A 19,509-nucleotide genomic window follows, 5' to 3' on the forward strand; every position below is an offset into this window, starting at 1 on the left:
TCACCACGAGCCGACCTTCACGAGAAAGCGCTACCTGTGGCTCGGCTCCTTCGGGCGCTTCTCCACCGGGCCGCGGCGGACGGCGCCCGGCGCGCTCCACTCGGAGCGCCTGCGGGCCCGCTTCTTGGCGGCCTCGGAGGACTCCAGCTGGTAGGGGACGGAGGTCACCATGATGCCCGGGGTGAACAGCAGCCGGCCCTTGAGCCGCAGGGCGCTCTGGTTGTGCAGCAGGTGCTCGTACCAGTGGCCGACCACGTACTCGGGGATGATCACGCTGACGGCGTCGCGCGGCGATTCGCGGCGCAGGCTCTTCACGTACTCGATGACCGGCCGGGTGATCTCGCGGTAGGGCGAGTCGAGGACCTTCAGCGGTACGTCGATGCCGCGCCGCTCCCACTCCGCGCGCAGCGCCTTCGTCTCGGCCGGGTCGACGTTCACGCTCAGCGCCTCCAGGGAGTCCGAGCGCATGAGCCGGGCGTAGGCGAGGGCCCGCAGGGTGGGGCGGTGGATCTTGGAGACGAGGACGATGGAGTGGACCCGGGAGGGGCGCACGCTGTCGTCGGAGGGGGTCTCCGGCGCGGCGATCTCCTCGGCGACCCGGTCGTAGTGCTTACGGATCGCGGTCATCGTCGCGTAGAAGATGCACATGCCGAGCAGGGCGACCCAGGCGCCGTGGGTGAACTTCGTGACGAGGACGACCACGAGGACCAGGCCGGTGAAGAAGGCGCCGAACGCGTTGATCGCCCGGGAGCGGATCATGTGGCGCCGCTTGTCCGCGTCCCGCTCCGCGCGCAGGTGGCGGTTCCAGTGCCGGACCATGCCGGTCTGGCTGAGCGTGAAGGAGACGAACACGCCGACGATGTAGAGCTGGATCAGGCGGGTGGAGTCGGCGCCGTAGATGACGACCAGGAGCATGGCCGCGCCGGCCAGGAGCACGATGCCGTTGGAGAACGCGAGGCGGTCGCCGCGGGTGTGCAGCTGGCGGGGCAGGTAGCGGTCCTGGGCGAGGATCGAGCCGAGCAGCGGGAAGCCGTTGTAGGCCGTGTTCGCGGCGAGGAAGAGCACGAGCGCCGTGGCCGCCGCGAGGATGATGAACAGGAAGCTGCCCTTGCCGAAGACGGCCTCGGCGACCTGTGAGATCACCGGGTTCTGGACGTAGCCGGAGCCGACCGCGGCGCCGTCGTGGATCAGGTCGGACGCCGGGTGCTCGGCCATGCGGACCTTGGTCGCCATGGCGAGGGCGATGATGCCGCAGAACATCGTGACGGCGAGCGCGCCCATCAGGGCCAGCGTGGACGCGGCGTTCTTCGACTTGGGCTTGCGGAACGCCGGTACGCCGTTGGAGATCGCCTCGACGCCGGTGAGCGCCGCGCAACCGGAGGAGAAGGCGCGCAGCAGCAGGAAGACGAGCGCGAAGCCCGCGAGGCCCTGGTGTTCCGCCTTGATGTGGAAGTCGGAGGTCGGGGCCCGCATGGTGTCGTCGAGGACGAGACCGCGGAAGGCGCCCCAGGCGATCATGATGAAGACGCCCGCGACGAACACGTACGTCGGGATGGCGAAGAGCTTGCCGGACTCCTTGACGCCGCGCAGGTTCATCACGGTCAGCAGGACGATGACCGCGCAGGCGCAGAGCACCTTGTGCTCGACGACGAAGGGGACCGCGGAGCCGAGGTTCTCGATGCCGGAGGCGATGGAGACGGCGACGGTCAGGACGTAGTCGACGAGCAGGGCGCTGGCGACGGTGAGCCCGGCCTTCGGGCCGAGGTTGGTGTTGGCGACCTCGTAGTCGCCGCCGCCGCTGGGGTAGGCGTGCACGTTCTGCCGGTAGGAGGCGACGACCGTGAACATCAGCACGACGACCGCGACGGCGATCCAGGGGCTGAAGTGGTAGGCCGACACGCCCGCGATGGAGAGGACCAGCAGGACCTCGCCCGGCGCGTACGCCACGGAGGAGAGCGGGTCGGAAGCGAAAACGGGGAGTGCGATGCGCTTCGGCAGGAGCGTTTCTCCCAGCCGGTCACTGCGCAGTGCGCGCCCGATCAAGATCCGTTTGGGCACGTCGGTCAGTTTGGACACGCAGAGGATCGTAAGCGTTCGAACGCGGGACCGCCCACCCACCACCCCGAATCGGGGAAGGACCCGTCGTGGGAGCGGCCGGCGACGGCGCGCCCGGCCGCGCGATCCGGGCGCCGACGCGGGGGCGGACTTCGCGCGCATTGCCGATACGGTGGTCCCGGGCGCGCGCCGGGAACGTTCCGCACCGCGCCCCCAGAGCAGGCCGCACCGGCCGGACCGATCCGCGAGAGAGAGCCATGAGCAGGACGTTGACGCAGGTCAGTAGGCCTATGAGGAGTGCGGGGTAGGTCCGTGCATATCGTGATCATGGGCTGTGGCCGAGTGGGGTCCCAGCTCGCCCAGACCCTGGAACAGCAGGGCCACACGGTCGCCGTGGTCGACCAGGACCCCACGGCCTTCCGCCGTCTGGGCTCCGGGTTCGGCGGCCGGCGCGTCACCGGGGTCGGTTTCGACCAGGACACGCTGCGCGAGGCCGGTATCGAGGAGGCGGGCGCCTTCGCCGCCGTCTCCAGCGGTGACAACTCGAACATTATCGCCGCCCGGGTGGCCCGCGAGATGTTCGGCATCGAGAACGTGGCGGCGCGCATCTACGACCCCCGCCGCGCCGAGGTATACCAGCGCCTGGGCATCCCGACGGTCGCCACGGTCCGCTGGACCGCCGACCAGATGCTGCGCCGGCTGCTGCCGTCCGGCGCGGAGCCGCTGTGGCGCGACCCTACCGGGGGCGTCCAGCTGGCCGAGGTGCACACGTCGGACTCCTGGGTGGGCCACAAGATCAGCCGGCTCCAGGAGGAGACGGGGGTGCGCGTGGCGTTCCTCACCCGGCTCGGCGAGGCGATCCTGCCGACGTCGCAGACGGTGCTGCAGGAGGGTGACCTCGTGCACGTGATGATGCGCACGGACGAGGTCGAGAAGGTCGAGGCGGCGTTCGCCGAAGGCCCCGAGGAGGGCGGTCACTGATGAGGGTCGCCATTGCCGGAGCCGGAGCGGTCGGCCGTTCGATCGCGGGCGAGCTCCTGGAGAACGGTCACGAGGTCCTCCTCGTCGACAAGGCGCCGACGGCCATCTCGGTCGAGCGCGTCCCGCAGGCGGAGTGGCTGCTCGCCGACGCCTGCGAGATCACGTCCCTGGACGAGGCGGCGCTCCAGCGCTGCAACGTGGTCATCGCGGCGACCGGCGACGACAAGGTCAACCTCGTCGTCTCCCTGCTCGCGAAGACCGAGTACGGGGTGCCGCGGGTGGTCGCCCGCGTCAACAACCCGAAGAACGAGTGGCTGTTCAACGAGTCGTGGGGCGTCGACGTCGCCGTCTCCACCCCGCGCCTGATGTCGGCGCTGGTCGAGGAGGCGGTGAGCGTGGGCGACCTCGTCCGGCTGCTGCGCTTCAGCCACGGCGACGCGAACCTGGTCGAGCTGACGCTCCCGCCGGAGTCGGCCCTGGCCGGCACGCGCGTGGGCGACGTGCAGTGGCCGCAGGACACGTCCCTGGTCACGATCATCCGCGGCACCCGCGTCCTGGCCCCCAGCCAGGAGGACTCACTGGAGGCGGGCGACGAGCTGCTGTTCGTCGCGGCGCAGGCCCGCGAGGAGCAGCTGGAGGACCTTCTGTCGGTCCGCCGCGAGGACGCGTAGAGCAGCGGAAGGCGGGCCCGGCAAGCCGTTGCTTGCCGGGCCCGCCTTCCGCTGTTCAGGGGCGAGAGGAACTGCGCGCCCAGCCACCGACGGCCCGCGGCCGCGCGATGACCTCAGGCCTCACGGCGATGCCGCGCACCCTCACCGGAGGCGGCCTCGGCCTCCGCCTTCTCGGCCGCTTCCATCTCGGCGAACACGTCGATCGGCGCGGGCGCCTTCGCCAGGAAGACCCACGTCAGCCACACCGCCAGCAGGAACGGCGGGATCTTCAGCGCGATGAGCACCCAGCTGAACTGCGTGGTGGCCGAGTCCGTGTCCGCCCAGAAGTAGAGCGGGAAGAGGATCGCGCACTTGGCGAGCAGGATGAGCCCCCAGGCCCAACTCGCCTTGGCGTACGCCTTCTTACGCCCGGGGTTGCGCGTCCGCCACGACAGGTTCTCCTTGAACACCGGTCCGAGGATCAGCCCGATCAGGGGAACTCCGCAGAGCGTGGTCACGATGTAGGCGAGCGCGAGCCCCAACGTGTAGAGCATGCCCGGCAGATAGAAGTCCTTGGCGTTGCCGGTGAACATCGCGAAGACAACACCGAACGCGACACCGAAGACACCGCTGAAGGCGTGCTTGACGGTGTCCTTCATGACCAGCCGCACCACGACCAGGACCAGCGAGACCGCGAGGGCCGCGATGGCCGACACGTGCAGGTCCTTGTTGACAGTGAAGATGGTCACGAAGAGGAGGCCGGGGACGACGGTCTCCACCATGCCCCGCACGCCGCCGAAGGCCTCGAAGAGCGCGGCCTCGGTCACCGCCCTCGCGGCGGTGGAGCCCTGATCGGCCTGATCGGCTCCCTGTTCGCGGTCGGTCGGCTTGTCGAGGGACGTCACCGGCTACTCCCGTCCGAGCGGTCTGAGTTCGTACTTCGGGTTGAAGAGCACCCTACGGCCCCGGCTCATCGAGATCCGCCCCGAAGCGATCAACTTGCGGCCGGGTTCGATTCCCAGAATCGAACGCCGCCCGAGCCACACCACGTCCAGGGCGGCCGAGCCGTCGAACAACTCCGCCTCCAGGGCCGGAACTCCGGCGCGTGGTCGCAGGGTCACCGTGCGCAACGTACCAGTTACCTGGACCACCTGGCGGTCCTGGCAGTCACCGATGCGCGTACAGCCCGTGGTCTCCGAATCCTCGCGCAGCTCCTCCGACTCCAGGTCCTCCTGGGAGGTGGACAGTCGGTCGAGCATGCGCCGGAATCGGCCCGCCGGCTTCTCGGACGCCCTGTCGGAACGAGGAACAGCACTCATACAGGAAGCGTACCCGGGGCCGCTCTTACGGTCGTACTCGCTGGTGTACCCCGATTCCGGGGCGCTTACTTCTCGAACCGGTAGCCCATCCCGGGTTCCGTGACGAAGTGCCGCGGGTGCGAGGGGTCGGCCTCCAGTTTGCGCCGCAACTGCGCCATGTAGACACGCAGGTAGTTGGTCTCCGTCCCGTACGAGGGACCCCACACCTCCTGCAACAGCTGCTTCTGGCTGACCAGGCGACCCGTGTTGCGCACGAGCACCTCCAGCAGGTGCCACTCGGTCGGGGTGAGCCGTACGTCGCGTCCGGCCCGGTGGACCTTCTTCGCGGCCATGTCGACGGTGAAGCCCTCGGTCTCCACGATGCCCTCGTCCCCGCTGGGGCCGGTGGGCTCGGCGCGCCGCACGGCCGCCCGCAGCCGCGCGAGCAGTTCGTCCATGCCGAAGGGCTTGGTCACGTAGTCGTCGGCGCCCGCGTCGAGCGCCTCGACCTTCTCGTCCGAGGAGTGCCGGGCGGACAGCACGAGGATCGGAACACGGGTCCAGCCGCGCAGCCCCCTGATCACCTCGACGCCGTCCATGTCGGGCAGGCCCAGGTCCAGGACGACCACGTCGGGGTGGCGGGCGGCGGCGAGCTGGAGCGCGCCGGCCCCGTCGGCCGCGGCGTCCACCTCGTACTTGCGCGCCTTCAGGTTGATGACGAGGGCGCGGACGATCCCCGGCTCGTCGTCGACCACGAGCACCCTGGTCATGCGTGCCTGCCTCTCTTCGGTACGGCGGTGTCGGCCGCCGTGGTGTGCGTTGCTGGTACGTCTGTGGCTTCTGTGGCTGTCGTGCGCGGCGGGGCGGTGCCCCCGGCTTTCGTGCCCGGCCATGGCGTGTCCTCCGCTGTCGTGCGCGGGGTCGCGGGGTCCGCCGCCCGCAGGGTGAGCACCATCGTGAGCCCGCCCCCAGGAGTGTCCTCCGCGCCGAGCGTGCCGCCCATGGCTTCGACGAAGCCGCGTGCCACGGCGAGGCCGAGGCCGACGCCCGCTCCCCGCGGCGCGTCCCCGTAGCGCTGGAAGGGCGCGAAGATGCGCTCCTTGGCCTCGTCCGGGACTCCGGGGCCGCGGTCCACCACACGCAGCTCGACCCGGCGGCCGAGCGTGCTGGCGGAGACCAGGACGGGGGCGTCGGGCGGGCTGTACTTGACGGCGTTCTCGACGATGTTCGCGACGGCCCGCTCCAGGAGGCCCTTGTCGACGCTGACCATCGGCAGCGACTCCGGGATGTCCAGGTCGACGCTGAGCTCCGGGTCCTCCACGCCGACCAGCGCCATCGGCACCACCTCGTCGAGGTCGGTCTCGCGGACGAGCGGGGTGACGGTGCCGGTCTGGAGGCGGGACATGTCGAGCAGGTTCCCGACGAGGTGGTCCAGGCGGTCGGCGCCCGTCTCGATCCCGGCGAGCAGTTCGGCCTGGTCCTCGGGCGACCAGTCGACGTCCTCGGAGCGCAGGGAGGAGACAGCGGCCTTGATGCCCGCCAGCGGGGTGCGCAGATCGTGGCTGACCGCGGCGAGCAGGGCGGTGCGGATGCGGTTGCCCTCGGCGAGGGTGCGGGCCTGTTCGGCCTCCGACTGGAGGCGGCGCCGGTCCACGACGACGGCCGCCTGCGCGCCGAAGGCGGCGAGCACCCGCCGGTCCTCCGCGGGCAGGACGCGCCCGGTCAGGGCCAGCGCCATGTGGTCGCCGACCGGCACGTCGACGTCGGCGTCCTCGGGCCGGCCGTCGGGGCGCGGCCCGACGCTGCCCGCGCAGGTCCACGCGCCGGTCCCCGCCTCCCGCTCCAGGAGCGCCACGGACTCCATCGCGAAGGTCTCCCGGACCCGCTCCAGCAGCGCCTCCAGGCTGGTGTCGCCGCGCAGCACGCTGCCCGCGAGGAAGGAGAGGATCTCGGACTCGGCGCGCAGCCGGGCGGCCTGGTGGGTGCGCCGGGCGGCGAGGTCGACGACCGACGCGACCGAGACGGCGACGCCCACGAAGATCACGATGGCGACGATGTTCTTCGGGTCGGCGACCGTGAACAGGTGGAGCGGGGGCGTGAAGAAGTAGTTCAGGAGCAGCGAGCCGAACGCGGCGGAGGCGAGCGCCGGGAGCAGCCCGCCGACCAGCGCGGCGGCCACGGTCAGCGACAGGAAGAGCAGCATGTCGTTGGCGAGGCCGAGGTCGGAGTCGACGTGCGTGAGCAGGAGGGCGAGCAGCGCGGGTCCCGCGATGCCGACCAGCCAGCCGCCGAGGCTGCGGGTGCGGCCGAGCCGGGCGCTCCGGGCGACGGGCAGGCCGCGCCCCTTGGCCGCCTCCTCGTGGGTGACGATGTGGACGTCGAGGTCGGGGCCCGACTCCCGGGCGACGGTGGCGCCGACGCCGGGGCCGAAGACGTACTGCCAGGTCTTGCGGCGCGAAGAGCCGAGAACGATCTGCGTGGCGTTGACGCCGCGGGCGAACTCCAGGAGCGCGGCGGGGACGTCGTCGCCGATCACGTGGTGGAAGGTGCCGCCGAGGTCCTCGACGAGGGTGCGCTGCACGGCCAGTTCCTTGGGCGAGGCGGCGGTCAGTCCGTCGCTGCGCGCGATGTAGACCGCGAGGACCTCGCCGCCGGCGCCCTTCTCCGCGAGTCGCGCCGCGCGCCGGATCAGGGTGCGGCCCTCGGGGCCGCCGGTGAGGCCGACGAGGATGCGCTCGCGGGCCTGCCAGGTGGAGCGGATGTTGTGCTCGCCCCGGTACTGCTGGAGGTAGGCGTCGGCGCGGTCGGCGACCCAGAGCAGGGCCAGCTCGCGCAGGGCGGTGAGGTTGCCGGGCCGGAAGTAGTTGGAGAGGGCCGCGTCGACCTTGTCCGGCTTGTAGATGTTGCCGTGGGCCATCCGGCGGCGCAGGGCCTGGGGCGACATGTCGACGAGTTCGGTCTGCTCCGCGCGGCGCACGACCTCGTCGGGCACCGTCTCGCGCTGGCGGACGCCGGTGATCGCCTCGACCACGTCACCGAGTGATTCCAGGTGCTGGATGTTGACGGTCGAGACGACGTCGATGCCCGCGGCGAGCAGTTCCTCGACGTCCTGCCAGCGCTTGGCGTGGCGCGAGCCCGGCACGTTCGTGTGGGCGAGTTCGTCGACGAGGGCGACGGCCGGGGCCCGGGTGAGGACCGCGTCGACGTCCATCTCGGAGAAGACGGCACCGCGGTAGGTGATCCCTTTGCGCGGGACCTGTTCGAGGCCGTGCAGCATGACCTCGGTCCGGGGCCGCCCGTGGTGCTCGACGAAGGCCACGACGCAGTCGGTGCCGCGCTCGGTGCGACGGTGCGCCTCGGCCAGCATCGCGTACGTCTTGCCGACGCCCGGTGCGGAACCGAGGTAGATCCGTAGCTTGCCGCGTCCCATGGCGTCGACCTTACGGTCACCGGAGCGGCGGAGCGGACGGACAGCCTGGTGGGCGGCGGTCTTTGACATAACCCTGATGCCGCGCGGCCGCTCAGTGCCCGACGACGTGACCCTGATGCCGCGCAGGCCGCTCGGTGCTCGACGACGTGACCCGGACGCCGCGCGGCCGCTCAGTGCCCGACGACGTGACCCGGACGCCGCGCGGGCCGCTCAGTGCTCGACGATCTCGCCGTCGCTCAGCTCCAGGACCCGGTCGGCGAGGCCGAGCAGCGTCGGATCGTGCGTGGCGACCAGTGCCGTGACCTGTTCGCTGCGCACGACGGCGCGCAGCAGCTCCATCACGGCGAGGCCGGTCTCCGCGTCGAGCTGCCCGGTCGGCTCGTCGGCGATGAGCAGGGCCGGCCGGTTGGCCAGGGCCCGGGCGATGGCGACGCGCTGCTGCTGGCCGCCGGAGAGCTCGCCGGGCCGCTGCTTGGCGTGGCCCGCGAGGCCGACCAGGCCGAGGAGCAGGGCGACGCGCTCCTCGCGTTCGCGCACCGGGGTCCGGCGCAGCCGCAGTGGGACGCCGACGTTCTCGGCGGCGGAGAGGATCGGGATGAGCCCGAAGGACTGGAAGATGAAGCCGACGCGGTCCCGGCGCAGCGCCAGGAGGCCGTTCTCGCCGAGCGTCGCGAGGTCGAGCCCGTCGACCTCGATCCGCCCGCGGTCGGGTGCGTCGAGACCGCCGACGAGGTTCAGCAGGGTCGTCTTGCCGGAGCCGGAGCGTCCCTTCAGGGCGACGAGTTCGCCGCGCGGGACCTCGAAGGAGACGCCGCGCAGGGCGTGCACGGCGGCGGCTCCGGTGCCGTAGGAGCGGTGCAGGTCGCGCACGGCGACCATCGGCCCGCGGCCGTCCTGGCCGAGGACGGCGGTGCCCGCCCCGGTGCTCTCGGTCATGCGTCGCGCTCCCCCGTACGTACGTTCCCGGCCGGGCGTCAGTATGGCCACGTGGCGCCCGGCCGGGCAATGGCCGGGCGGGTCAGCTCGGGTTCTCGGCGTGGGTGAGGGTCTCCCAGGCGACGAACAGGTTGTTGGAGCCGGCCGGCCGCTGCTGCTCGGTCAGCTTCTGGGTGTTGGTCATCGCGGTGCCGAGGCGGGTGTGCAGGGCGTTGTAGCCGACCTCGGTGACGGGGCCGAGGCCGCGGGTGACGCTGCCGCCGCACAGCCAGCTCGGCGGGGCCTCGCCGAGCTGGTACTTGGCGTGGAAGCCGAGCGCCTGGCGCAGCCGCTCGCCGACGTCCGTGCCGTACAGGTCCTGGCCCTGGATGCGGCTGGTCTCGGCGATGTGCGAGATGGCGGAGATGCCGTACCCGGTGTGCGTGAAGTCCCGGCAGGTCTCCTGCGTCAGGCCGGTCACGAACGTCGACTGGCCCTGCCAGTAGCTGACGATCTTGGCCTTGGTGTCCAGGTTCTGGCTCGGCACGGTCCTGGGCAGCGCGCCGTCCGAGGCGAGGTAGACGTAGGCGGCGGTGCGGGTGCGGAACTTCGCCATCGCCTTGTCGTACGACGCCTTGTCCTCCAGGAAGACGGAGATGCCGACGGCGGCCTCCATCATCGACAGCTCCCAGTTCCCGTTGGAGTTGGAGCCGTTGATGATCTTCGGCAGGTACACCGAGCGCAGCATGGTGGCGAAGCGGGCCTCGTTGGCCCAGCCGCCGGTGTACGTGTACTTGATGATCTCGGCGGCCTTGGGCCAGGAGGAGCCGGCCCAGCCCGTCTGGAGGGGCCCGTTGCTGTTGGTGTGCTCCTTGATCGTCCCCGACCAGGCGTCCATGAGCGCGATCGCCTTCTTGGCGTACCGCTCGTCACGCGTGAGGTACCAGGCGAGCGCGTCGGCGTACGCGGCTATCGCGTCCTCGCGCTCGTCCGTGCAGCCGTAGTTGGGGTTGGAGTAGGAGCCGCACTCGACGGTGGCGCGCGGCTTGGGGGTGCGGTTCAGATCGGCGTACTTGCTCGCGATCATCTGGTCGAAGGCGCTCTTCCAGGGCTGTGCCCCGGCGTCCACCTTGGTCTTGACGAAGTCCAGCTGTCCCTTCGAGACGGTGACGCCGGGGTGGGCGAAGGCGGCGGGCGCCGCTTCGGCGCGGTCCGCGGCGGGCCAGGCGACGACGCCGGCGACGAGCGCGGTGACGGCGGTGGCGAGGGTGGCAAGCAGGGCGGGACGCGACCTTCTGTGACGAGCCTGCATGGTGGGGGCCATCCGTTCTCGTATGTGAACGTGGGGCGCCGATATGAACGTCGGCGTTGGCCGGTGACCCTAGGTACGGACCAGAGCTCCGTCAAGTACCCGGAGCAGAAACGCAGTTGGGGGCGCACCCCGGGCACGCACCCGCCCCGGGCACGCAGCCCCGCAGCCACGCACCCCGCACACGACGAAGGCCGGGGCCGCGCATCCCTCACGGATGCGCGGCCCCGGCCCTCGGACTGCGTCAGCGGACCTCGGTGATCTCCGGGCCGCGGGCCAGCTGCCCCATGCCGCCGGAGAAGCGCGAGCCGTCCCCAGCGTCCTGACCGGCGCCCTCGGCAACCATCTGCGCGTCGTCCGGAAGCTTCAGGACGATCGGGTCGCGCGGGGCCATCGGACCCTCGCCGCGGACCACGACCGTGTCCCGGAAGATCTGCTCGAGGAGCCCGGCGGCCTGCGGCTGCACCGCACCCTGGCCCGAGATGACACCGCGCAGGAACCAGCGCGGGCCGTCCACACCGATGAACCGCACGACCTGGAAGCCGCCCGTGCCGTCCGGCAGCTGCACCGGCACCTGGGCCCGCAGCTCCCAGCCGAGCGGGCCCTCGACCTCGTCGATCACACCACCCTGCTGGGTGATGCCGGTGGCGATCTCCTCGCGGACCTCGCCCCAGATGCCCTCCTTCTTGGGGGCGGCGAAGGCCTGGAGCTGGACCGCGCTGTCCTGGAGGACGACCGTGGCGGCGACGATCGCGTCGCCCGCGACCTCCACGCGCAGCTCCATGCCGTCCACACCGGGGACGAAGAGCCCGCCCAGGTCGACGCGGCCCTCGCCGGGCTCGCGGACCTCGGTGGAGTCCCAGGGCCCGTCGGGCCGCGGCTCCGGCTCGAGCCGGACGCGCTCGGACCGTCCCGCGGCGTCCGCACCGGCGCTGTCGGCCCCGTCGACACCGTCGACCTGCTCGGCCTCGCCCGCCGCGTCCACTGCGTCTTCAGCGGAGCCGTTCTTCTTGCGACGTCCGAACACGTCACTGTCCTTCCCGGTCGGATACGACCGATGCGTATCGATTCCCACCCTGTTGACCGTCCGCGCCCACCGAGGCATGGCCTCCCGTGGACCCGAAGCCCCCCTCGGCCCGCGCGGAGCCGGGAAGCTGCGCCACCTCCTGGAAGCGCACCCTCTCGACCTGCTGGACGACCAGTTGGGCAATCCGGTCGAAGCGCTCGAACCGCACCTTCTCGCGCGGGTCGAGATTCACCACGATCACCTTGATCTCCCCACGGTACCCGGCATCCACCGTCCCCGGGGCATTCACCAGAGCGACACCGCAGCGGGCCGCGAGCCCGGAACGCGGGTGCACGAAGGCCGCGTACCCCTCGGGCAGCGCGACAGACACGCCGGTGGGCAGCACGGCGCGCTCCCCCGGCGCGAGGGTGTGCGCCTCGGTGGTCCGCAGATCGGCGCCCGCGTCACCCGGGTGCTCGTAGGCGGGCAGCGGCACGTCCGGGTCGACGCGCCGGATGAGCACGTCCAGCGGCTGGGTCACGGGTTCACCTCGAAGGCACGGGCGCGCCGGACCTGGTCCGGGTCGCTCATGGCCGCCTGGATCTCCTGCGGGCGGCCGTTGTCGATGAAGTGGTCGACCTTGACCTCGATGAAGAGGGCGTCGGCCCGGACGGCGACGGGGCCGTCGGGGCCGCCGAGCCGGCCGGTCGCGGTCGAGTAGATCTTGCGCCCGGCGACGGCGGTGACCTCGGCGGACAGGTGGAGCACGGTGTCCACCGGGACGGGCCGCACGAAGTCCGTCTCCAGCCGGCCGGTCACGGCGATGACCCGCAGCAGCCAGTTCAGCGAACCGAGCGTCTCGTCGAGCGCGGCGGCGAGCACGCCGCCGTGGGCCAGGCCGGGCGCGCCCTGGTGGGCGGCGCGCACGGTGAACTCGGCGGTGACGCGCACGCCGTCACCGGCGCGCGCCTCCAGGTGCAGTCCGTGCGGCTGCTCGCCGCCGCAGCCGAAACAGTGGCCGTAGTGCGCGCCGAGGAGCTCCCCGGGGGCGGGAGCGTCGGGGTGCCGCACGGGCGCTATGGCGTCGGCGGGGGGCGTCAGAGCTGCTGAAGTACCACTCACAGGCGCAGACCTTACCTGCGCGTCCTGTGCCGTCGCGCATCGTGCCAAGCTTGGCTGCATGGAGCTCTCGACGACGCCTTACGAAGAACGACTCACCGCACCCCGATCGTGGTGGCTCGTCACCTTCCTGGTGGGGGTCGCCTGCGGCCTCACCCTGCTGCCCTTCGGCACGCTGCCGCTGCTCGGCGGGTTCGTCGGCGGGCTGCTCGTGGCGGCCGTCATCACCAGCCAGTACGGCTCGGTGCGGATCCGCGTCATGGGGGACTCGCTGGTCGCCGGGGAGGCGCGGATCCCGCTGTCGGCGCTCGGCTCCGTGGAGATCCTGGACCCGGAGGAGGCGCGCGCCTGGCGCACCTACAAGGCGGACCCGCGCGCCTTCATGCTCCTGCGCAGCTACGTGCCCACGGCGGTCCGCGCTCAGATCACGGACCCCGCGGACCCCACGCCGTACGTCTACCTGTCGACGCGCGAACCTGAAACTTTGGCAAAGGCTCTGGGCGCCTGAGTCCGGCCGGGTCCGGGCCCGCGCCGCTCGCCCGTGCCGGGAGGTCAGTCCTCGATCTCCAGGGCGTCCTCGGGCACGGCCAGCGGCGGCAGCTCGGGCAGGGCGTCCCAGGGCACCTGGAGGCGCCGCAGGTCCTTGCGGACCCGCTCGGCCAGCTTCTTGGTGTCCCTGCGGTTCATGGCCGCGCCGACGGCGGCGCCGACCAGGAAGGGCATCAGGGCCGGGAGGTTGCGGACCATCCGCTTCATGATCTGCTGGCGCAGTTCGCGCTTCATCTGGCCGCCGAGCGCCGCGTTCAGCGTCGACGGCTTCGAGACGTCGATGCCGCGCTCCTCGGACCACGAGGTCAGATAGGCGCTGCTGCGGCTCGGGAGGTTCCCGGGGGGCCGTACCCCGTAGACCTCGTGCAGTTCGGCGATGAGCTTCAGCTCGATCGCCGCGACGCCGGTGATCTCCGCGGCCAGCTCGGCCGGCATCGCGGGCGGTACCGGCAGCATCGCGGCCACGCCGACGCCCGCGCCCACCGTGGACGAGGCGGCCGCCGCGCCGGAGACCAGCTTGTCGGCGATCTGCTCGGGCCCCAGGCCCGGGAAGTGTCTGCGCAGGGTCGCGAGGTCCCGCACGGGCACGCGCGGGGCGATGTCGATGATCCGGTCGGCGAGATGGCCGACCGCTGCTCTGGCGACGCTGCCGCTCTTGACGAGGCCGGTCCGCGCGGCGCTGCCGCCCTTGACCATGCCCGCGCGCGCGGCGCTGCCGCTCTTGCGGACGCCGTCGCGCACGGCGTCCGTACGGCGCCGGGCCGGCTGTATGTCGGTGCCCGTCGCTTCGGCCGCGTCACCGTCGTGCGGTACCACGACGCCGTGCGCCGCTTCGAGCGAGGCGTCTTCACTGGTGGAAGAGCCCCGCTCGTCGTCGTCACGCACGGCCTCTGACGGGCCTTGTGCCGCATCCCTGTCCTTGCTGCGGATGCGGCGCTTCCAGGGCGGGGTCGAGCCACTCATGCCCGACCCCGCCTCAGTCGCAGTCGCGGCAGATCGGCTGGCCGTTCTTCTCCCGCGCGAGCTGGCTGCGGTGGTGCACCAGGAAGCAGCTCATGCAGGTGAACTCGTCCTGCTGCTTGGGCAGGACCCGGACGGCCAGCTCCTCGTTCGAGAGGTCGGCACCCGGAAGCTCCAGGCCCTCGGCCGCCTCGAACTCGTCCACGTCGACGTTGGACGCCGACTTGTCGTTCCTCCGGGACTTCAGCTCTTCGATGCTGTCCTCGTTGAGGTCGTCATCTGTCTTGCGTGGGGTGTCGTAATCCGTTGCCATGTCGCGCTCTCCCCCTCTGGGTGTATGCGGTGTCTCAGCGCACGTAACGCATGAGAGGCCGGACTTGTGCCCGACCTGAGGCGGAGATTTTGCCTCACATCAAGGTCTGTTACTCAATCGACACCCAACCGGACCCCTCTTGAGTGATCGGCTTGGGTGGCGAACGGGACCGTACACGGTCCGATTTCGCACCGCACGGGCGCCACCCCGTGTACTTCCCGTGATCAAGGTGCCCGAAAACTCGGATTTTCCGGCTTTCAAGCGGCTTTTTCGATCACGGAGCGTAGAAGGCGGGAATGTGCGGGAAGTCCGCCCTTGTGATCGATCACACAGGGATCGACCGGTTGCAGGTCCCGAAAATTCCGCTATAAGCGAACTCCTCCAGCGCGTCGGCGGAAGCATGACAGATCCCTCCGCGCGGCGCACCTCGAACCGGCCTAGATCGGCAGGGTGACACGCATCACGAGGCCTCCCCCCTCGCGGGGCACCGCGGTGATCCGGCCACCGTGCGCCCGTGCCACCGACCGCGCGATGGACAGGCCGAGCCCGACGCCCTTGTCGCTGCCGGTGCGCTCCGTGCGCAGCCGCCGGAACGGTTCGAAGAGGTTGTCGACCTCGTAGGCGGGGACCACCGGTCCGGTGTTGGCGACCAGCAGGACCGCCTGGCCGTGCTGGGCCTCGGTGTCGACCTGGACCCAGCCGCCCTCCGCGACGTTGTACCGGATCGCGTTCTGTACGAGGTTCAGCGCGATGCGCTCCAGGAGGACGCCGTTGCCCTGGACGACGGCTTCCTTGCGCTCGCCCCGGACCTCCACGCCCTTCTCGTCCGCCTCGGACCTGGCTTGATCGAGCGCCTGCGAGGCGACCTCCGCCAGATCCACGGGCTTGCGCTCGACGATCTGGTTGTCGCTGCGGGCGAGCAGCAGCAGCCCTTCCACGAGCTGCTCGCTGCGTTCGTTCGTGGCGAGCAGCGTCTTGCCGAGCTGTTGCAGTTCGACCGGGGCGCCCGGGTCCGAGAGGTGGACCTCCAGGACGGTGCGGTTGATGGCGAGCGGGGTGCGCAGCTCGTGCGAGGCGTTGCCCACGAACCGCTGCTGGGCCGTGAACGCCCGCTCCAGGCGGTCGAGCATCTCGTCGAAGGTGTCCGACAGCTCCTTCAGCTCGTCGTCCGGGCCGTCCAGCTCGATGCGGCGCGTCAGGTCCGTGCCGGCCACGCGGCGCGCGGTGCGCGTGATGCGGCCGAGCGGGGACAGGACGCGGCCCGCCATCGCGTAGCCGAAGGCGAAGGCGATGATCGCGAGGCCGAGCAGCGCCATCAGGGAGCGGCTGAGCAGGACGTCCAGGGCGTGCTGGCGCTGCTGGTTGACGCAGTCGTTCAGCGCGTCGTTCAGCTGGCCGTCGGACGGGCTGGAGGGGAAGGTGCAGACGTTGCTGACGAGCTGCTGATTGATGATCTTGAACGGCAGGTCGCTGCCCACGTTGAGCGCCTGCGCCGCGAGCATGTAGATGATCGACAGCAGCAGGATGCCCGCGATGAGGAACATGCCGCCGTAGAGCAGCGTGAGCCGTATGCGGATGGTGGGGCGGAGCCAGGGGAAGGGCGGATCGACCTTCGTGCCCGGTTTCCAGCTCGGCTTCGGGGGCGCGGTGGGGGGCGCTGGGGCGGCCATGGAGCGCTCAGATCCGGTAGCCGGAGCCGGGCACCGTGACGATGACCGCGGGCTCGCCGAGCTTGCGGCGCAGCGTCATCACGGTGACCCGCACGACGTTCGTGAACGGGTCAGTGTTCTCGTCCCAGGCCTTCTCCAGGAGCTGCTCCGCGGAGACGACGGCGCCCTCGCTGCGCAGCAGCACCTCCAGGACGGCGAACTCCTTCGGGGCGAGCTGGATCTCCTTGCCGTCGCGGAACACCTCGCGCCGGTTCGGGTCGAGCTTGATCCCGGCGCGCTCCAGGACGGGCGGCAGCGGCACGCTCGTACGGCGGCCGAGGGCCCGCACCCGGGCGGTCAGCTCGCTGAACGCGAAGGGCTTGGGCAGGTAGTCGTCGGCGCCCAGCTCCAGGCCCTCCACGCGGTCGCTGACGTCGCCGGAGGCGGTCAGCATCAGGATGCGGGTGGGCATGCCCAGCTCGACGATCTTGCGGGCGACGTCGTCGCCGTGCACGAGCGGGAGGTCGCGGTCGAGCACGACCACGTCGTAGTCGTTGACGCCGATGCGCTCCAGGGCCGCCGCACCGTCGTACACGACGTCGACGGCCATGGCCTCCCGGCGCAGTCCGGTGGCCACCGCATCGGCGAGCAGTTGCTCGTCCTCGACGACGAGTACGCGCACGTCGCTGTCCTTCCTCTGGCCACCCGCGGGCAGGTTCGGGCGCACGCGGGCAGGTCTTCCTGGGGTGTGAGCCTCCATCCTGCCCCTTTCGGCCATAAACCGGCGGTAAGGCGGCGGGCCGAAGGGGGAATGCCGGTATTTCTCCCGGGGTTGAGGTTTCCGCGGAAGGGAGCGGGGGGAGGACGGCTTTACACCCGCGATCACGCTTTGTATGTGGCGTGCCACGAGCTGCTCATCTCCGGGCCGTTCGAGTCGTGATCGCCCCTTCCACAGGGCACACCCCCGTGCCACCGACCCACGACCCAGGACGAGGGGGCGCAACCATGGACGCTTTCACCGCAGGACTGCTGCAGCGCATAAAGGCGGCCGAGTCCGACCTCACGCTGGCGCGCGAGACCGGCGACGACTTCCTTGCGGAGGTCGAGCAGGGCGAGTTGGACGACCTCCACCGCCTCGCCGCCGAGCACGGCGTGGAGATCCACGCCGCGAGCGCCTGACCGACCGCGGAGACAGACCGACACAGGGAAGGGCCCCGGCGCCTGATATCGATCCAGGCGGGCGCCGGGGCCCTTCGTCGTGTCCGGACGGCGTCCCGTCAGTCGTGCCAGGCGCCGAGCTCCTCCAGCCGGGCCTGCAGCGGCTCGAAGAGGCCGGGCGGCGCGGCGACGGTCAGCTCGGGCGACACGGGGTCGCCGGGGCGGCCGCCGGTCAGGGCGCCCGCCTCGCGCGCGATCAGCTCGCCGGCCGCGTAGTCCCAGGGGTTCAGGCCGCGCTCGTAGTACGCGTCCAGGCGGCCGAGCGCCACGTCGCAGAGGTCGATCGCGGCCGAGCCGCCGCGCCGGATGTCCCGCACCCAGGGCATCAACTCCCGCACGACGTCGGCCTGGTGGGCGCGGCGCGACTCCAGGTAGCCGAAGCCGGTGCCGACCAGGGCCTGCCCGAAGGGCGGCGCCACGCGCACGCGGGCGGGCCGGTCGTCGACGTGGGCGCCCTCGCCGAGGACGGCACGGTAGGTCTCCGCGCGCATCGGTGCCGCGACGACGCCGACGAGGGTCTCGCCGTCCTTGCGGGCCGCGATGGAGACGGACCACTCGGGGCGCCCGTAGAGGTAGTTCACGGTTCCGTCGATGGGGTCGATCACCCACTGGACACCGCTGGTGCCCTCGCGGGAGGCGCCTTCCTCGCCGAGCACCCCGTCGTCGGGGCGCCGCTCGGCAAGGAAGTCGGTGATGAGCTTCTCGGAGGCGATGTCCATCTCGGTGACCACGTCGACGGCGCTGGTCTTGGTGGCGGCGACGCCGAGGTCGGCGGGGCGGCCGTCGCGCAGGAAGGTCCCGGCGCGGGCAGCCGCCTCCAGGGCGACGGCGAGGAGTTCGGCCTTGAGGTCGGTCACGTCGGCGTCCTTACGCGTACGGGCTGTCGGCGCCCGCGGCGGCGGGCCTGGGGGCGCGGGCGGGGCAGCAGCCCACCGGGCACAGGTCGTGACTCGCGCCGAGGGCGCCCAGCGCGCACGGCGTGACCTCCCGGCCGCTCTCGGCCGCGGCCCGCTCGAGGATCAGCTCCCGGACGGCGGCCGCGAAGCGCGGGTCGGCGCCCACGGTGGCCGACCGGCGAACCGGAAGGCCCAGCTCCGCCGCCTTGTCCGTGGCCTCGGTGTCGAGGTCGTACAGGACCTCCATGTGGTCCGAGACGAACCCGATGGGGGCCATGACGACGGCCGGGACACCGGCGCCGTGCCGCTCCTCCAGGTGGTCGCAGATGTCGGGCTCCAGCCACGGGATGTGGGGGGCGCCGGAACGCGACTGGTAGACGAGCTGCCACGGGTGGTCGACGCCGGTCTCCTCGCGCACGGCGTCGGCGATCAGCCGCGCGACGTCCAGGTGCTGCTTCACGTAGGCACCGCCGTCGCCGTGCTCCGCCACGGGCCCGGAGGTGTCGGCGGCCGCGGTGGGGATGGAGTGCGTGCTGAAGGCGATGTGGGCGCCGTCCCGGACGTCCTCGGGGAGGTCGGCGAGGGACTTCAGGACGCCGTCGACCATGGGCCGCACGAAGCCGGGGTGGTTGAAGTAGTGGCGCAGCTTGTCGATCTCGGGCAGCTCGCGGCCCTCGGCCTCCAGGGCGGCCAGCGACTCCGCGAGGTTCTCGCGGTACTGGCGGCAGCCCGAGTACGAGGCGTAGGCGCTGGTGGCGAGCACGAGGATGCGGCGGTGTCCGTCCGTGACCATCTCGCGCAGGGTGTCGGTCAGGTACGGCGCCCAGTTCCGGTTGCCCCAGTAGACCGGCAGGCCGAGGCCGTGCTCGGCGAAGTCCTTGCGCAGCGCGTCGAGCAGCGCCCTGTTCTGGTCGTTGATCGGGCTGACCCCGCCGAACAGGAAGTAGTGCTGCCCCACTTCCTTGAGCCGCTCCGTGGGGATGCCGCGGCCCCGCGTCACGTTCTCCAGGAACGGGACGACGTCGTCGGGACCCTCGGGGCCTCCGAAGGAGAGCAGCAGCAAGGCGTCGTAGGGGCGGGCGTCGAGGCAGGCAGCGTCTGGCATGTCCTCGATCCTGCCACCCGCCACCGACAGGCGGAGAACTGCCATGCCGCCCGGCT

20 protein-coding genes are annotated in these 19,509 nt (G+C 71.4%); 4 read left to right on the top strand and 16 right to left on the bottom strand.

All coding sequences use genetic code 11. The features are described 5' to 3' along the window. Window positions 1-30: 30 nt before the first annotated feature. On the bottom strand, window positions 31-2,076 hold the full coding sequence (locus ACIBW6_RS09795; protein ID WP_399058573.1) for an APC family permease: 2,046 nt from the start codon (window positions 2,074-2,076) through the stop codon (window positions 31-33). Window positions 2,077-2,367: 291 nt separating this feature from the next. Between ACIBW6_RS09795 and ACIBW6_RS09800 the strand changes: the two genes are divergently transcribed. Next, on the top strand, window positions 2,368-3,036 hold the full coding sequence (locus ACIBW6_RS09800; protein ID WP_324769180.1) for a TrkA family potassium uptake protein: 669 nt from the start codon (window positions 2,368-2,370) through the stop codon (window positions 3,034-3,036). Then, window positions 3,036-3,707, top strand: a complete 672-nt coding sequence (locus ACIBW6_RS09805) for a TrkA family potassium uptake protein (RefSeq protein ID WP_164558793.1) — start codon at window positions 3,036-3,038, stop codon at window positions 3,705-3,707. Before ACIBW6_RS09800 ends, ACIBW6_RS09805 begins: the two co-directional genes overlap by 1 nt. A 113-nt stretch (window positions 3,708-3,820) precedes the next feature. Here the strand turns inward: ACIBW6_RS09805 and ACIBW6_RS09810 are convergent, their stop codons facing one another. The 9 genes from ACIBW6_RS09810 to ACIBW6_RS09850 all read right to left on the bottom strand — a co-directional run bounded on the left by ACIBW6_RS09810 (window position 3,821) and on the right by ACIBW6_RS09850 (window position 12,766). Then, window positions 3,821-4,591 (bottom strand): DUF3159 domain-containing protein, encoded by a 771-nt coding sequence (locus tag ACIBW6_RS09810; RefSeq protein WP_399058575.1) that lies wholly within the window; start codon window positions 4,589-4,591, stop codon window positions 3,821-3,823. Window positions 4,592-4,594: 3 nt separating this feature from the next. After that, window positions 4,595-5,005: an OB-fold nucleic acid binding domain-containing protein gene (locus ACIBW6_RS09815; protein WP_324769177.1), complete on the bottom strand. Its 411-nt coding sequence runs from the start codon at window positions 5,003-5,005 to the stop codon at window positions 4,595-4,597. 65 nt (window positions 5,006-5,070) lie between these two features. Then, window positions 5,071-5,754, bottom strand: coding sequence for a response regulator (locus tag ACIBW6_RS09820; protein WP_399058577.1), 684 nt, complete (start codon window positions 5,752-5,754; stop codon window positions 5,071-5,073). Next, the gene (locus ACIBW6_RS09825) at window positions 5,751-8,414 is read right to left on the bottom strand and encodes an ATP-binding protein (RefSeq protein WP_399058579.1); all 2,664 of its coding nucleotides are present in this window, start codon (window positions 8,412-8,414) and stop codon (window positions 5,751-5,753) included. Before ACIBW6_RS09825 ends, ACIBW6_RS09820 begins: the two co-directional genes overlap by 4 nt. Window positions 8,415-8,624: 210 nt before the next feature. Continuing rightward, window positions 8,625-9,350, bottom strand: a complete 726-nt coding sequence (locus tag ACIBW6_RS09830; protein ID WP_399058581.1) for an ABC transporter ATP-binding protein — start codon at window positions 9,348-9,350, stop codon at window positions 8,625-8,627. Window positions 9,351-9,432: 82 nt separating this feature from the next. Next, complete coding sequence (locus ACIBW6_RS09835) at window positions 9,433-10,653, bottom strand: alginate lyase family protein (protein WP_399058583.1); 1,221 nt, start codon at window positions 10,651-10,653, stop codon at window positions 9,433-9,435. Between the two features lie 229 nt (window positions 10,654-10,882). After that, on the bottom strand, window positions 10,883-11,665 hold the full coding sequence (locus ACIBW6_RS09840) for a DUF3710 domain-containing protein (RefSeq protein WP_399058585.1): 783 nt from the start codon (window positions 11,663-11,665) through the stop codon (window positions 10,883-10,885). Between the two features lies 1 nt (window position 11,666). Continuing rightward, entirely contained in the window at window positions 11,667-12,185 is a 519-nt protein-coding gene (gene dut / locus ACIBW6_RS09845; RefSeq protein ID WP_399058587.1) for a dUTP diphosphatase, read from the bottom strand. Next, window positions 12,182-12,766, bottom strand: a complete 585-nt coding sequence (locus ACIBW6_RS09850; protein WP_399058589.1) for a PaaI family thioesterase — start codon at window positions 12,764-12,766, stop codon at window positions 12,182-12,184. Before ACIBW6_RS09850 ends, dut begins: the two co-directional genes overlap by 4 nt. Window positions 12,767-12,824: 58 nt before the next feature. On the opposite strand from ACIBW6_RS09850, the gene ACIBW6_RS09855 reads away from it, so the two are divergent. Further along, a complete protein-coding gene (locus ACIBW6_RS09855; protein ID WP_399058591.1) occupies window positions 12,825-13,271 on the top strand; it encodes a DUF3093 domain-containing protein in 447 nt (148 codons plus the stop codon). A gap of 44 nt (window positions 13,272-13,315) precedes the next feature. On the opposite strand, the gene ACIBW6_RS09860 is transcribed toward ACIBW6_RS09855, so the two are convergent. The 4 genes from ACIBW6_RS09860 to ACIBW6_RS09875 form a co-directional block, all read right to left on the bottom strand. Further along, complete coding sequence (locus ACIBW6_RS09860) at window positions 13,316-14,275, bottom strand: hypothetical protein (RefSeq protein WP_399058593.1); 960 nt, start codon at window positions 14,273-14,275, stop codon at window positions 13,316-13,318. Window positions 14,276-14,288: 13 nt separating this feature from the next. Further along, window positions 14,289-14,585 carry a DUF4193 domain-containing protein gene (locus ACIBW6_RS09865; RefSeq protein WP_018535993.1) on the bottom strand — a complete coding sequence of 99 codons (297 nt, stop codon included), beginning with the start codon at window positions 14,583-14,585 and terminating at the stop codon, window positions 14,289-14,291. A gap of 437 nt (window positions 14,586-15,022) precedes the next feature. After that, a complete protein-coding gene (locus ACIBW6_RS09870) occupies window positions 15,023-16,255 on the bottom strand; it encodes a sensor histidine kinase (protein WP_399058595.1) in 1,233 nt (410 codons plus the stop codon). A 7-nt stretch (window positions 16,256-16,262) separates the two neighbouring features. Further along, a complete protein-coding gene (locus tag ACIBW6_RS09875; RefSeq protein WP_018535991.1) occupies window positions 16,263-16,916 on the bottom strand; it encodes a response regulator transcription factor in 654 nt (217 codons plus the stop codon). A 323-nt stretch (window positions 16,917-17,239) separates the two neighbouring features. Here ACIBW6_RS09875 and ACIBW6_RS09880 point away from each other — a divergent pair, with 323 nt between their 5' ends. After that, window positions 17,240-17,413, top strand: coding sequence for a hypothetical protein (locus tag ACIBW6_RS09880; RefSeq protein ID WP_356491039.1), 174 nt, complete (start codon window positions 17,240-17,242; stop codon window positions 17,411-17,413). A 98-nt stretch (window positions 17,414-17,511) separates the two neighbouring features. Here the strand turns inward: ACIBW6_RS09880 and ACIBW6_RS09885 are convergent, their stop codons facing one another. Then, window positions 17,512-18,309, bottom strand: a complete 798-nt coding sequence (locus tag ACIBW6_RS09885; protein ID WP_399058598.1) for an inositol monophosphatase family protein — start codon at window positions 18,307-18,309, stop codon at window positions 17,512-17,514. 10 nt (window positions 18,310-18,319) lie between these two features. Continuing rightward, window positions 18,320-19,453 carry a ferrochelatase gene (locus ACIBW6_RS09890; protein ID WP_399058600.1) on the bottom strand — a complete coding sequence of 378 codons (1,134 nt, stop codon included), beginning with the start codon at window positions 19,451-19,453 and terminating at the stop codon, window positions 18,320-18,322. Window positions 19,454-19,509 lie beyond the last annotated feature (56 nt).

The sequence above is a fragment of the Streptomyces sp. NPDC049813 genome (assembly GCF_044465085.1).
Lineage (GTDB): Bacteria > Actinomycetota > Actinomycetes > Streptomycetales > Streptomycetaceae > Streptomyces.

Bases quoted from the DNA above. Each gene is read 5' to 3' on its own strand.
- ACIBW6_RS09855 (WP_399058591.1), top strand. From the start codon at position 12,825: ATGGAGCTCTCGACGACGCCTTACGAAGAACGACTCACCGCACCCCGA.
- ACIBW6_RS09890 (WP_399058600.1), bottom strand. From the start codon at position 19,453: ATGCCAGACGCTGCCTGCCTCGACGCCCGCCCCTACGACGCCTTGCTG.
- ACIBW6_RS09830 (WP_399058581.1), bottom strand. From the start codon at position 9,350: ATGACCGAGAGCACCGGGGCGGGCACCGCCGTCCTCGGCCAGGACGGC.
- ACIBW6_RS09870 (WP_399058595.1), bottom strand. From the start codon at position 16,255: ATGGCCGCCCCAGCGCCCCCCACCGCGCCCCCGAAGCCGAGCTGGAAA.
- ACIBW6_RS09805 (WP_164558793.1), top strand. From the start codon at position 3,036: ATGAGGGTCGCCATTGCCGGAGCCGGAGCGGTCGGCCGTTCGATCGCG.
- ACIBW6_RS09835 (WP_399058583.1), bottom strand. From the start codon at position 10,653: ATGGCCCCCACCATGCAGGCTCGTCACAGAAGGTCGCGTCCCGCCCTG.
- ACIBW6_RS09820 (WP_399058577.1), bottom strand. From the start codon at position 5,754: ATGACCAGGGTGCTCGTGGTCGACGACGAGCCGGGGATCGTCCGCGCC.
- ACIBW6_RS09825 (WP_399058579.1), bottom strand. From the start codon at position 8,414: ATGGGACGCGGCAAGCTACGGATCTACCTCGGTTCCGCACCGGGCGTC.
- ACIBW6_RS09815 (WP_324769177.1), bottom strand. From the start codon at position 5,005: ATGAGTGCTGTTCCTCGTTCCGACAGGGCGTCCGAGAAGCCGGCGGGC.
- ACIBW6_RS09880 (WP_356491039.1), top strand. From the start codon at position 17,240: ATGGACGCTTTCACCGCAGGACTGCTGCAGCGCATAAAGGCGGCCGAG.
- ACIBW6_RS09865 (WP_018535993.1), bottom strand. From the start codon at position 14,585: ATGGCAACGGATTACGACACCCCACGCAAGACAGATGACGACCTCAAC.
- ACIBW6_RS09860 (WP_399058593.1), bottom strand. From the start codon at position 14,275: ATGAGTGGCTCGACCCCGCCCTGGAAGCGCCGCATCCGCAGCAAGGAC.